The organism is Streptomyces sp. MI02-7b, assembly GCF_033793585.1.
Taxonomy (GTDB): domain Bacteria; phylum Actinomycetota; class Actinomycetes; order Streptomycetales; family Streptomycetaceae; genus Actinacidiphila.
In genome coordinates this window covers 1-13,359 of sequence record NZ_JARAWX010000040.1, presented here as the reverse complement: position 1 = coordinate 13,359, position 13,359 = coordinate 1, and the positions used below count along the sequence as shown (strand labels likewise).

The following is a 13,359-nucleotide window of genomic DNA, read 5'->3' as shown; positions in this document are numbered from 1 at the left end:
GGGATACGTGGCGCGACCGCCCCGCGTTCAACGCGGGGTCCGGCGGTGGCCGGCCGGGGCGGCGCGAGGCCACCCCGGCCGGCGGACGGCACCCGCACGGCCGTACGCCCAACAGCCTGGCGCGCCCGTATATCGCGGATGCGTCGGTGAAGTTGCCCGCACGTAAAAGACCTTGCCGCCACCTTCTTCACGATCGCCCGCGGAACAGGGCAGGTGTCTGGCGCGAGATCACGCCGATCAGCAGAAATAAGGGGGCGGAACGATCAGGTGCGCGACAATCGGGTGCGCGATTCCCGGCCTCCGGGCCGCTCGGGCGGGCGGCGTATTCACGCCTTGCACCGACGGGTCACGGACATTCACCGCCACCACCGAACTCGTCGATGCGCTAGATCGCCATGCCCACGCCGAGCACGACAGCCCCCGGACCTCTTTTCCGAACGGTCCCCGCGGGACGCATCTCCGCCGCCGACCTGCTGTAAGGCTGCCGTAAAAGGATGAAATCCCCCGCACTTCACGGCGGCAATGTCCGGAATGTACAGCTTCCACCCCTTGTCAGTTCAAGCTGCGCCCAAAGATGCGTTGCACTGCCATCAACCTTTACAAACAACGATAAAAAAGCATCTTCCCCCTCTGACCTCCCTTGACGATCTCGCTTAGCGTTGCGCCAAGTCCGCAGACCCTTAAGCCATTGGCAACCCCCGTCACATCGTCTTTTCACCCAAGGGCAGATCCGAATGACGAGTTCAACCAGAGGCGCGACCTGGCCACCGCCCCCGGCCGGTCTTTCCCCGGCCGGCGGGGGACGCGAAAAGGCCGCCGGCGAATCGGCCGGGCGTTCCGCGCGACGCACCGGGATCGAATCCGGGATGTCCCGACGATGAGCGCCCGATCCCAGCCGGTCGAGGCCGGCGGCGGCACCGCGCAGCGGGCCGACGACCCGGCGGAACCGATGGCGGGCCCAGCGCCCCCCGGCGACCCGGTCATCGCCGGCCGCTCCCCGTCCCGGATGGCCTGGAAACGCGTCAAGCGGGACAGGATCACCACGATCGCTCTGGTGATCACCGTCCTGTTCGTCCTCATAGCACTGTTCGCACCGCTGCTCACCGCGGTGACCGGCTGGGGGCCGATCACCCCTGACAACAAGGCGATCAACCCGGACACCGGCAACTACCCGTACGGCGCTCTCGGTGGCATCAGTCTCGCGCACTGGCTGGGCGTCGAACCGGGGACGGGCTACGACCTGTTCGCCCGGATCGTCTACGGCCTGCGTACCTCGCTCCTCGTGGGCCTGGTGTCCGCCGTGGTGTCGACCGTGGTCGGCGTCGTGGTGGGGCTGGCGGCCGGCTACTTCGGCGGCTGGATCGACACCCTGCTGTCCCGGGTCATGGACGTGATGCTGGCGTTCCCGCAGCTGCTGTTCATCATCGCGCTCACTCCGGTGATCCAGAGCGCGTTGCAGACCGACAGTCATGGGGGCACCAACGAGAACCTCCGGCTCGCGGTCCTGGTCCTGAACATCGCGGCGTTCGCGTGGGCCTACACCGCCCGCCTCGTGCGCGGTCAGGTCCTGTCCATGCGCGAGCGGGAGTTCGTCGACGCCGCGCGGATCATGGGCGCCGGATGGCCTCACATCCTTTTCCGCCAACTGCTGCCGAACCTGTGGGCGCCGATCCTGATCGCGTTCGCCCTCGCGGTCCCGCAGAACATCACCACCGAGGCCGCGCTGTCCTACCTGGGCGTCGGTGTCGTCCCGCCCAACCCCGACTGGGGCTCCCTGCTCACCGACGCCTCGCAGTTCTTCCTCCAGGATCCGGCGTACCTCTTCGTCCCCGGAGTCCTGCTTCTGATCCTCGTACTCGCGCTGAACCTCCTCGGCGACGGCGTGCGGGACGCCCTCGACCCCCGCGCCAACCGCGGCTGACGCGCCGTACGGCCTGGGCCCCTCAGCCCCGCCCGGCAGCTGCCGAGGCACGGCAGACAAGCAAAAGGAGCACTCCTCGATGATGCGTCGTACGCGCACGGCTGCCCTCACGGCGACCGCGATGGCGCTGGCCATGGGGGCCACCGCCTGCGGCGGTTCCTCCGGCGGCAGCGGCAACAGCAGCAGCGGCCCGGTGAAGGGCGGCACGCTGACCATTCTCAACAAGGCGGACTACGACCACCTCGACCCCCAGCGCACCTACACGACCGAGGGTTCGAGCATGGACCAGGAGATCGTCCGCAGCCTCACCGGCTGGGACGAGACCGGCACCACGCCGAAGCTGGTCGGCGACCTGGCCACCGACACCGGAACGTCCAGCAAGAAGGCCACGGTGTGGACCTTCCACCTGCGCCACGGGGTGCAGTTCCAGGACGGCACCGAGGTCACCGCGCAGGACGTCAAGTACGGCGTCGAGCGCGGCTTCTCGCCCGACATCAACGGCGGCCCGCCCTACGCGAGCCAGTGGCTGGTCGGCGGCGCGGGCTACAAGGGCCCGTACAAGGGCAAGGAGCTCAGCTCCATCAGCACGCCGGACAAGTACACCATCGTGTTCCACCTCAACACGCCGGTGGCCGACTTCAACGAGACCACCGCGATGCCCGCGTGGTCGGCCGTGCCCAAGTCCAAGGACACGGGAGCGACCTACGACACCCACATATGGTCCGACGGCCCCTACATGATCAGGTCGTACACCAAGAACAAGGAACTCGTCCTCGTCAAGAACCCGCACTGGTCGCAGACCACCGATCCGATCCGGCAGCAGAACGTCGACGAGATGGACGTCAGGTTCGGCCAGGACGAGGCGGCCATCGATCAGCAGCTCAAGTCCGACAGCGGTGCCGCCCAGACCGCGCTCCAGCAGTGGCCGATCGCCGGCTCCGACCTCTCCCAGATCGCGAACGACCCCACGGTCAGGTCGCGTTACTACAAGATCGCCGCTCCGGGCATCAACTACCTGACGATCAACGTCAACCGGGTCAAGGACCTCCGAGTCCGCCAGGCGATCGAGTACGCGATCGACAAGACCACGGCCCGTGGCGCCTTCGGCGGCGCGGCGTACGGCGACTACGCCGACACGATGCTGAGCCCCGGGATCGGCGGCTACAAGAAGTTCAGCCTCTACAGCAGCACCCCGGCCGGTGACCTCACCAAGGCCAAGGCGCTGATGGCGCAGGCCGGGAACCCCACGCCGACCATGTCGTTGGCCGTGGAGAACACCACCACGCAGGAGCACTTCGCCGACGCGATCAAGAGCTCGCTGGGCCGGATCGGCATCAAGGTGAACGTCACGCCGCTCGACGCCGCCAACTACTTCAGCACCCTGGACAACACCAAGAACCAGTACGACATGGCCTGGATGGACTGGATCGCGGACTGGCCGAACGCCTCCACCGTGCTCCCCGTCCTCTTCGACGGCCGGCAGATCAAGAAGCTGCCGCTGTCCAACCAGGACATCTCCTACCTCGACGACCCCAAGGTCAACGCGCAGATCGACAGGCTCGCGAAGATGACCGACATCGCCGAGCGCAACGCCGGCTACGGCGCCCTGGACGAGCAGATCGTGAAGGACGCCTCGGTGGTGCCGCTGATGTACATGAACTTCAGCGAGATGTCCGGTTCCAAGGTGGGCGGTGTCATCCCCGACACCATCCTCGCCGAGCCGAGCCTGGTGCACGTCTACGTCAGGAAGTGATCCACCCGTGATCGCGCCCGGCCGGCGGCCATCCGCCGCAGGCCGGGCAGGCTCCCCCCACCATCGTCACCCACGCGCAACCACCACCGCGCAGGTCCACAGCGAGAGGGAGGCGGACCGGGCTCCTCGCCAGGTCCCAGCACCACATGTTCCGTTATCTGATCAGACGTCTGCTGGCGGCGGCCGTCATCCTCGTGGTGATCAGCCTGATCACCTTCTTCATCTTCTTCGCGCTGCCCTCCGACCCCGCGCTCCTGGCCTGCGGAAAGACCTGCTCCCCCTCCCGTCTGGCGGAGATCAAGCACTCACTGGGCCTGGACCAGGGTCTGAGCGAGCAGTACTGGAACTTCTTCAAGGGGCTCTTCGCCGGCCGCGACTACGGCGACCAGAGCGTGCTCGTCCACTGCGCCGCGCCCTGCCTGGGGATCTCCTTCCAGACCGACACGCCCGTCCTCACCACCTTGCTGGACGCGTTCCCGGCGGACCTCTCGCTCGGCCTCGGCTCCGCGGTGGTCTTCCTCGTCCTGGGCATCGGCCTCGGCGTGCTGGCCGCGGTGCGCAAGGGCAAGGCCGCCGACAAGGTGGCGGTCGGCTTCGCCCTGTTCGGTGTGTCGCTGCAGATCTACTTCGTCGGACTGCTGCTGATGTGGGTGTTCGTCGACAAGTGGCAGCTGCTGCCGGCCCCCGGCTACACCCCGCTGACCCAGGATCCGGCCTCCTGGTTCCAGGGACTCATCCTTCCCTGGGCGACCCTGGTCATCCTCTATCTCGCCCTGTACACGCGGCTGACCCGCTCCTCCATGCTGGAGGTGTTCGCCGAGGACTACATCCGCACCGCCCGGGCCAAGGGCGTCCCGGCAGGGACAGTCGTCGTCAAGCACGGGCTGCGCGCCGCGATCACCCCGATCGTGACCATCTTCGGCATGGACTTCGGCTCGCTGATCGGTGGATCCGCGGTCATCACCGAGTCGGTCTTCGGCATCAACGGCATCGGCAAACTGGCGGTCGACTCGGTGACCAACTCGGATCTGCCGGTCATCCTCGGCACCACCCTCTTCGCCGCCACCTTCATCGTCCTCGCCAACGTCGTGGTCGACATGGTCTACGGCGTCATCGACCCCCGCGTCCGCCTCGCCTGAGCAAGGAAGCACCGTGGCCCTCGAAACCTCGCCGCACACCGCGGACCTCGCACCCTCGTCCTCCTTCCTCCAGGTCCGGGACCTGCGCGTGCACTTCCCGACCGAGGACGGCATCGTCAAGTCAGTGGACGGGGTGTCCTTCGCCCTGGAGAAGGGAAAGACCCTCGGCATCGTCGGCGAATCCGGCTCGGGCAAGTCGGTGACCTCGCTGGCCCTGCTGGGGCTGCACAAGAACTCCCGTGCCATGGTCTCCGGCGAGGTCTGGCTGGACGGCGAGGAACTCGTCGCCCTGTCCGAGTCGCAGATGCGCACGCTGCGCGGCGACAAGGTCTCCATGATCTTCCAGGATCCGCTCTCGGCGCTGCATCCCTTCTACACCGTCGGCGCGCAGATCGCCGAGGCGTACCGCGTGCACCACCGGGCCTCCAGGAAGGAGGCCCGGGAACGCGCCGTGGAGATGCTCAAGCGGGTCGGCATCCCCCAACCGGAGCGCCGGGCCAGGGACTACCCGCACCAGTTCTCCGGTGGCATGCGGCAGCGCGCGATGATCGCCATGTCCCTGGTCTGCGACCCCGCACTGCTGATCGCCGATGAGCCCACCACCGCGCTGGACGTGACCGTCCAGGCACAGATCCTGGACCTGATCCGTGATCTGCAGCAGGAGTTCGGTTCCGCGGTCATCCTCATCACCCACGACCTGGGCGTGGTCGCCGAGATCGCCGACGACATCCTGGTCATGTACGGCGGCCGCCGGATCGAGTACGGCACCGTACGCGATGTGCTGCGGCAGCCCGAGCACCCCTACACCTGGGGGCTGCTCCAGTCGATGCCGCACCTGAGCGGCGACGTCGGCCACCGCCTGAACCCCATCCCGGGCGCCCCGCCCAGTCTGATCAACCTCCCTGGCGGTTGCGCCTTCCACCCGCGCTGCGCGTCCAGGGACCAGGTGGCGGGCGGGCGCTGCACGGCGGAACGGCCCGAACTGCTGCCGGTCCCCGGCACCCCGAAGCACATCGCCGCCTGCCATCTCACCGCGGGGAGCACGCCGCGGAGCCGCGGAGCCGGGACCGCCGGCGCCGCGAAGTGACCGCGGCGGACGAAAGGAGCATGCAGTGAGCACCACCCAGCCCGTCCCCGGGCAGCAGGCGGCCCCCGCCGCACAGCAGCCGGCCGGCGAGAGCCTGCTCGAAGTACGCGGGCTGCGGATGCACTTCCCCATCCGGCAGGGCATCGTCTTCCAGAGGCAGATCGGTGCCGTGCGCGCCGTCGACGGGATCGACCTCTCGGTCGGGGCCGGTGAATCACTCGGCCTGGTCGGCGAGTCCGGCTGCGGCAAGTCGACGACGGGACGCCTGGTCACCCGGCTGCTGGAACCCACCGCGGGCACCATCATGTTCGATGGCGAGGACATCACCCACAAGCCCGTCGGCAGGATGCGGCAGGCGCGCCGGCACCTCCAGATGATCTTCCAGGACCCGTACGCCTCGCTGAACCCGCGGCACACCGTCGGCACCATCATCGAGACCCCGATGAAGCTCAACGGCGTCAACCCGCCGCAGGGCCGCAAGAAGCGCGCTCAGGAACTTCTGGAGATCGTCGGTCTCAACCCGGAGCACTACAACCGCTACCCCAACGAGTTCTCCGGCGGCCAGCGGCAGCGGATCGGCATCGCCCGCGCGCTCGCCCTGCGACCGAAGATGATCGTCGCGGACGAACCGGTCTCCGCACTCGACGTGTCGATCCAGGCGCAGGTGGTCAACCTGCTTCAGGATCTGCAGCGTGAGTTCGGTCTCGCCTTCCTGTTCATCGCCCACGACCTCGCCGTGGTACGGCACTTCTCCGAGCGGGTGGCCGTGATGTACCTCGGGAAGATCGTCGAGGTCGCCGACCGGGAGACGCTCTACTCCCGGCCGCGTCACCCCTACACGCACGCGCTGCTGTCCGCGGTCCCGGAGGCCGATCCGGACAGCGTCGGCAGGCGGGAGCGGATCCGCCTCGCCGGGGACGTGCCCAGCCCGATAGACCCGCCGTCCGGCTGCCGGTTCCGTACCCGCTGCTGGAAGGCCCAGGCCAAGTGCGCCGCCGAGGAGCCGCCGCTGGTCCGCGTCGAGGGGAACCGGGAGGGGCACCTGAGTGCGTGCCACTTCCCCGAGGAACCGACGGTCGCGGCACGGGCAGAGGACATCGTCCTCGACCCCGCGCTCGCCGCGATCGAGGAGACGTCAGCCGACAGGACCCCTTGACCCGGGCTCGGCACACGTCTCCGTCGGAAACACGGCCCGCGCCCCGCACCCCGGCAGCACCGGGGCGCGGGCCGTACAGTCCTGGAGGCCCGGTTCACCTCCGGGGCCTCAGCCCCTCGGCTCAGTCGCCCGCGGGATCCGCGGGCACCACGGTCTTCTCCTCCGCGAAATGGCAGGCGCTCGCATGCGCCGCGGGGGACTCCAGGCCGCGGAAGACGGCGGGGACGGCGAGTTCGGGGACCTCCAGGGCGCAGCGTTCCTGCGCCTTCCAGCAGCGGGTGCGGAAGCGGCATCCGGAGGGCGGGTCGGCCGGGGAGGGGACGTCGCCGGACAGCAGGATGCGCTCGCGGTGCTCGCGGGCCTCCGGGTCGGGTACCGGCACCGCCGACAGCAGGGCCTGGGTGTAGGGGTGGGTGGGGTGCTCGTAGATCTCGGTGTCGTCGCCGGTCTCCACGATCCGCCCGAGGTACATCACCGCGACGCGGTCGGAGATGTGCCGGACGATGGACAGGTCGTGCGCGATGAAGAGGTAGGACAGCTCGAACTCGTCCTGCAGCCGCTCCATCAGGTTGACGACCTGAGCCTGGACCGAGACGTCCAGCGCCGAGACCGGTTCGTCGGCGACGATGACCTCCGGGCGCAGGGCCAGGCCGCGGGCGATGCCGATGCGCTGCCGCTGGCCGCCGGAGAACTGGTGCGGGTACCGGTTGATGTACTCCGGGTTGAGACCGACGACGTCCAGCAGCTCCTGCACCCTGCGCCGGCGGTCGCTCTTGGGGGCGACCTCGGGATGGATGTCGAAGGGCTCGCCGATGATGTCGCCGACCGTCATGCGCGGGTTGAGCGAGGTGTACGGGTCCTGGAAGACCATCTGGATGTTCCGGCGCACCGCTTTGAGGGCGCGCCCGGACAGCCGGGTGATGTCCTCGCCCTTGTAGAGGATGCGGCCCGCGGTGGCCTGCTCCAGATTGACCAGCAGCCGGGCGACGGTGGACTTGCCGCAGCCGGACTCCCCCACGATGCCCAGGGTCTCGCCCTTGCGGAGGTCGAAGTCGACGCCGTCGACGGCCTTGACGGCTCCCACCTGCTTCTTGAACACGATGCCCTGGGTCAGCGGGAAGTGCTTGACCAGCCCCCGCACCTGGAGAACCGGTTCAGTGCTCGTGCTCACCGAGGCACTCCCTCCAGAAGTGGCAGGCGCTGCCACGGGTGGCGCTCACCCGGTACAGCTCGGGTTCGTCCGTGCGGCACACCTCGCGGGCCATCGGGCAGCGGGGGTGGAAGGCGCAACCGGGCGGGATGCGCAGCAGGTTGGGTGGCAGGCCCTTGATCGCGTAGAGCTCCCGGCCCTTGTGGTCCAGGCGCGGGATCGACGCCAGCAGGCCCTTGGTGTACGGGTGGGCGGGGCGCCGGTAGATCTCGTGGACGGGGGCGGACTCCACGATGCGCCCGGCGTACATGACGGCGATGTGGTCGGCGACGTCGGCGACCACGCCGAGGTCGTGGGTGATGAGGATCAGGCCCATCCCGTACTCGCGCTGGAGCTCCGCCAGCAGCTCCATGACCTGGGCCTGGACGGTGACGTCCAGGGCGGTGGTCGGCTCGTCCGCGATGATCAGCTCGGGTTCGAGGGCGAGCGCCATGGCGATCATGACGCGCTGCCGCATGCCGCCGGAGAACTGGTGCGGGTACTGGCCCACGCGTTCCTTCGCCGCCGGGATGCGGACCCGGTCCATCAGCTCGACCGCCTTGGCCTTGGCCGCCTTGCGGGACATCCCCTGGTGCACCCGGAACATCTCGCCCAGCTGGTCGCCCACCGTCAGCACGGGGTTGAGCGCGGACAGCGCGTCCTGGAAGATCATCGCCATCCGGGCGCCGCGGACCTTGCGGCGCTCCTCGCCGCTCATCGTCAGCAGGTCCCGGCCCTGGAAGAGGATCTCGCCGCGGGTGACGTAGCCGGGCGGCGAGTCCAGGATGCCCATCACCGCCTGCGCGGTCACCGACTTGCCGCTGCCGGACTCGCCGAGCACCGCGAGCGTCTGGTGGGACCGCACGGAGTAGCTGACGCCGTTGACGGCCTTGGCGACGCCGTCCCGGGTGCGGAACTCCACGTGCAGGTCGCGGACGTCGAGCAGCGCAGCCCCGTCGTCCGCCGGGGACTGCTCCTTGACCGGGCCGGCCATCACGCCTCCGTCCATCAGCGCAGCTTGGGGTCGAGGGCGTCGCGGACCGCGTCGCCGAGCATGATGAAGGCCAGCACCGTCACGCTCAGCGCGCCGGCCGGCCACAGCAGCATGTGCGGGGCGTTGCGGATCTGGGTGGAGGCCTGGGAGATGTCGATGCCCCAGGACACCGTGGGCGGCTTCAGGCCGACGCCGAGGTAGGACAAGGTGGCCTCCAGCGCGATGTACGTGCCGAGCGCGATGGTCGCGACGACGATGACCGGCGCCACCGCGTTGGGCGCGATGTGCCGCAGCAGGATGCGCCCGTTGCCGGCGCCCAGCGCCCGGGCCGCCTGCACGTAGTCGTTGTGCTTGGCGGTGATGACCGCGCCGCGCGCGATACGGCCGATCTGCGGCCAGCCCAGCAGCACGATGAACCCGACCACCGGCCAGACCGTGGAGTTGGTGATCACCGACAGGAAGACCAGGCCGCCCAGCACGATGGGAATGCCGAAGAAGATGTCGCTGACCCGCGACAGCACCGCGTCCGGCCACCGGCCGAAGAAGCCCGCCAGGCCCCCCAGGAGGCTGCCGAGCAGCGCGGCGCCGACGGTGGCGCAGATGCCGACGGTGACCGAGGCGCGGGCGCCGTACACGACCCGGGTGTAGACGTCGCAGCCCTGGTTGTCGAAACCGAAGGGGTGGCCGGGCGACGATCCCTTCTGGGAGTTGGCGAGGTCGCAGCTGAGCGGATTGCCGTCGGCGATCAGCTGCGGCCGGATCGCGATGACGACGAGGAAGACGATGACGAGCGCGGAGAGCAGGAAGACCGGATTGCGCCGCAGGTCCCGCCACGCGTCCGACCACAGGCTGCGCGGCTTGTCCGCTGCGGACGGCCCGGGCCCGCCCGGGTGCCCGGCGGGAGGCTCTTCCAGGCTGCGCGCCTCGTCCTGCCCGAGTTCCATGGCGGCGCCGGTGCCGCCGGCCGGTTCCATGGCTTCGTCGGGGTGGTTGCGGGGTTCGGGCATGGTGGTTCCTCGGCTCGGGCGGGAGGTGCTGCCGGTTCGCTCCGGGTCGCCGCCGTCCGGCTCACGCATAGCGGATCCTCGGGTCGAGCACCGCGTACAGGAGGTCGACGAGGAGGTTCGCCACGAGGAAGACGATGACCAGGATCGTCACGAAGCCGACGACGGTGGCCGAGTCCAGCCGCAGGATGCCCTGGTAGAGCTGGAAGCCGACGCCGCGGATGTTGAAGATGCGCTCGGTGACGATGGCGCCGCCCATCAGCGCCCCGATGTCCGTGCCGATGAAGGTGACGACCGGGATGAGCGAGTTGCGCAGCAGATGGCGGGTGACCACCCGGCGGCGCGGCAGTCCCTTGGCGGTGGCGGTGCGCACGTAGTCGGCGCGGGCGTTCTCCACGACGGAGGTGCGGGTGAGCCGGGTGACGTACGCCAGCGAGGTCAGCGCCAGGACCAGACCCGGGATGACCAGCTCCCCGAAGGGCGCCTCGGAGGAGACCGAGGGCGCGATCAGGTTCCACTTGACGCCGAGCAGGTACTGCAGCACGTACCCGGAGACGAACGTCGGGACCGAGATGACGATCAGCGTGGCGAGCAGCGCCGCGGTGTCGACGGGGCGGCCGCGGCGCAGCCCGGTGAGCACCCCGAGGCTGATGCCGATGGCGATCTCGAAGACGATCGCGATGATCGTCAGGCGCAGGGTCACGGGGAAGGCGCTCCCCATCAGCTCGGTGACCGCCTGGCCGTTGTAGGCCGTGCCGAAGTCGCCCTGGAAGATCTGCCCCATGTAGTGCAGGTACTGCTGCCACAGGGGGTGGTCCAGGTAGAGGTCGTGACGGATCTGCGCGGCCGTGGCGGGGTCGCACGCGCGGTCCCCGCACTTGGCCTGCACCGGGTCGCCGAGCGCGTACACCATAAAGAAGATCAGCACGGTGGTGCCGATGAACACCGGGATCATCTGCAGCAGCCGGCGGACGACGTAGCGTCCCACGAGGCGTCAACCGACCTTGATCTGGTTGTAGACCGGCACGCTGAACGGATTGAGGGCCACGTTCGACAGCCGGTCCGACCAGCCGGCGCTGCCGTTCTGGTACCACAGCGCGATGGCCGGCACCTGCTGCGGCAGAATCCGCTCGGCCTCCTTGAAGGTCTCGACGGCCTTGGCGAGGTCGGTCTCGGCGTTGGCCCGGTCGACCAGCTTGTCGAACTGCGGGTTGCTGAAGTGCGAGTCGTTGGACGAGGCGCCGGTGTAGTACAGCGGCTGCAGGAAGTTCTGGATCAGCGGGTAGTCCATCTGCCAGCCGGCCCGGAAGGGGCCCTTCAACTGCTTGTTGACGATCTGGTTGCGGAAGTCGGGGAAGGTGCCGACGGGGTTGCCGACGCAGGACTTGTCATTGCCCAGGACGTTGTTGATGCTGTTGCAGACGGCGTCGACCCAGTCCTTGTGGGAGCCGCTGTCGGCGTTGTAGGTGATCCTCATGGTGCCGCCGGGGATGCCACCGGCTTCCTTGATCAGCTTCTTGGCCCGGGCGGGGTCGTAACTGCAGACGTCACCGCAGATGGTGTCGTCGAAGCCGCCCTGCGCGCCGAGCACCGGTGAGGTCCAGTCCTTGGCGGGGGTGCGGGTCTTCTGGAAGATCTGCTGGGTGATCTGGTCGCGGTTGATCGCCATCGAGATGCCCTGGCGGAGCTTCGCGGAGTCCGGGCCGGACCAGGCCTTGTCGTACAGCGGGAAGGCGAGGGTCTGGATGATGCCGGCCGGGGTGTTGAGGTAGCGGTCGCCGAGGTCGGACCGGACGTTCCTCAACTGCTGGGCGGGGACGTCGTCGACCAGGTCGAGGTTGCCGGCCTGCAGATCGGTGTAGGCGGTGTTGCTGTCGGTGTAGACCTTCAGGTCCACACCGCCGTTGACCGCCGCGTCCGCGCCCTTGTACCCGTTCCACTTGCGCAACTTCATGACCTGGCCCCGGGTGTAGGACTCGACCTGGTACGGTCCGTCGCCGACGGGCTTCTTCAGCCAGGCCGCGTGGTCGGTGAAGAAGGCCCTCGGCAGCGGCATGAAGGCGTTGTAGCCGAGGGTGTCGGGCCAGGTGGAGAACTTCTGGTTGAGCTTGACGGTGAAGTTCAGGGCGTCCTTGCGCACCAGGCCGGACATCGTCGTGACCGCCGGGGCGCCACTGGCCGGGTGGACCTTCTCGAAACCGTCGATGTACGTGAAGAAGGGAGCGTTGATCTGCTTGTTCGTCACCAGGGCCGCGTAGTTCCAGGCGTTGATGAACGAGTCGGAGGTGACCTTCTCGCCGTTGCTGAACGTCCAGCCGTCCTTGAGCCTGACCTCGAAGGTCCGGGAGTCCGTGGTCGAGATCGAGTCGGCGACGACGTTCTCCGCGGCCCCGGTCCTGGGGTTGTATCGCTTCAGGCCGCGGAAGATCATGTCGAGCACCTTGCCGCCCTGCACCTCGTTGGTGTTGGCGGGCTCCGGCGGGTTCTGCGGGTCGGTCCACGAGGCGCTGAGCACACCCTTGGCGTCCGGCTCGCCACCCGCGCCGCCGCCCCCGCCGCCCCCGCAGGCCGTCGCCGTCGCCGCCAGGGCGAGGGCCGTCGCACCGATGGCCCAACCCGCCGCGCTCCGTCGCATCGGATGCCTCCTCCGGGAGCTCTACGCCACACAGGACACCTGAGCCCCCATCAGACCGCAAAGTGGGACATTGTGCACTGCGGCTCACCGGACCGCCCCGGCCCGTCGCGGCGATGAAGGGTTATCCCTCGGTCCGCTTCTGCCAATAAGGGGTTTCCCGATCGTCGGGTTAAGTTTCGATCAAGAAAATAAAGGATCGATCACGACGAACCGGCCTTCATTGACGCGGGTGTAATTCCATTGCGAAAGTCCCACTCAACCCGCAAGGGCCGCGCACCCCACTCGCACGACCTGCGGCGACGGATGCGTCCCAAATGTTTCGGCCGCGTTGCACCACTATGCCAGAGCCGGCTTAAACGTAACGTTTAATTTTCTTCATTATGTCGAACTGAGTGAGAGTGTGTGACTCGTGGGCCGTTATCTGCTGCGCCGACTCGTCAACTATCTGGCGCTGGTCCTCATCGCGGCCTCCCTCACCTAC

Annotated in this window: 10 protein-coding genes; 5 read left to right on the top strand and 5 right to left on the bottom strand. The window is 68.4% G+C overall.

All coding sequences use genetic code 11. From position 1 onward, the window contains the following. The first annotated feature begins 877 nt into the window (after nucleotides 1-877). The 5 genes from PV364_RS38220 (at nucleotide 878) to PV364_RS38200 (ending at nucleotide 7,056) form a co-directional block, all read left to right on the top strand. The gene (locus PV364_RS38220; RefSeq protein ID WP_319665538.1) at nucleotides 878-1,921 is read left to right on the top strand and encodes an ABC transporter permease; all 1,044 of its coding nucleotides are present in this window, start codon (nucleotides 878-880) and stop codon (nucleotides 1,919-1,921) included. Between the two features lie 79 nt (nucleotides 1,922-2,000). Continuing rightward, entirely contained in the window at nucleotides 2,001-3,674 is a 1,674-nt protein-coding gene (locus tag PV364_RS38215) for an ABC transporter substrate-binding protein (protein WP_319665537.1), read from the top strand. 146 nt (nucleotides 3,675-3,820) lie between these two features. Then, nucleotides 3,821-4,813, top strand: coding sequence for an ABC transporter permease (locus PV364_RS38210; protein ID WP_319665536.1), 993 nt, complete (start codon nucleotides 3,821-3,823; stop codon nucleotides 4,811-4,813). A 13-nt stretch (nucleotides 4,814-4,826) separates the two neighbouring features. Next, on the top strand, nucleotides 4,827-5,900 hold the full coding sequence (locus PV364_RS38205; RefSeq protein ID WP_319665535.1) for an ABC transporter ATP-binding protein: 1,074 nt from the start codon (nucleotides 4,827-4,829) through the stop codon (nucleotides 5,898-5,900). 25 nt (nucleotides 5,901-5,925) lie between these two features. Next, nucleotides 5,926-7,056: a dipeptide ABC transporter ATP-binding protein gene (locus PV364_RS38200; protein ID WP_319665534.1), complete on the top strand. Its 1,131-nt coding sequence runs from the start codon at nucleotides 5,926-5,928 to the stop codon at nucleotides 7,054-7,056. Between the two features lie 121 nt (nucleotides 7,057-7,177). Here PV364_RS38200 and PV364_RS38195 read toward each other — a convergent pair whose 3' ends face one another. The 5 genes from PV364_RS38195 to PV364_RS38175 all read right to left on the bottom strand — a co-directional run bounded on the left by PV364_RS38195 (nucleotide 7,178) and on the right by PV364_RS38175 (nucleotide 12,878). After that, entirely contained in the window at nucleotides 7,178-8,227 is a 1,050-nt protein-coding gene (locus PV364_RS38195) for a dipeptide ABC transporter ATP-binding protein (protein WP_319665533.1), read from the bottom strand. Continuing rightward, nucleotides 8,211-9,239 (bottom strand): ABC transporter ATP-binding protein, encoded by a 1,029-nt coding sequence (locus tag PV364_RS38190; protein WP_319665576.1) that lies wholly within the window; start codon nucleotides 9,237-9,239, stop codon nucleotides 8,211-8,213. Before PV364_RS38190 ends, PV364_RS38195 begins: the two co-directional genes overlap by 17 nt. Before the next feature lie 14 nt (nucleotides 9,240-9,253). After that, the gene (locus tag PV364_RS38185; protein WP_319665532.1) at nucleotides 9,254-10,246 is read right to left on the bottom strand and encodes an ABC transporter permease; all 993 of its coding nucleotides are present in this window, start codon (nucleotides 10,244-10,246) and stop codon (nucleotides 9,254-9,256) included. A gap of 61 nt (nucleotides 10,247-10,307) precedes the next feature. Next, nucleotides 10,308-11,231, bottom strand: a complete 924-nt coding sequence (locus tag PV364_RS38180; RefSeq protein WP_319665531.1) for an ABC transporter permease — start codon at nucleotides 11,229-11,231, stop codon at nucleotides 10,308-10,310. 6 nt (nucleotides 11,232-11,237) lie between these two features. Continuing rightward, entirely contained in the window at nucleotides 11,238-12,878 is a 1,641-nt protein-coding gene (locus PV364_RS38175; protein WP_319665530.1) for an ABC transporter substrate-binding protein, read from the bottom strand. Nucleotides 12,879-13,359 lie beyond the last annotated feature (481 nt).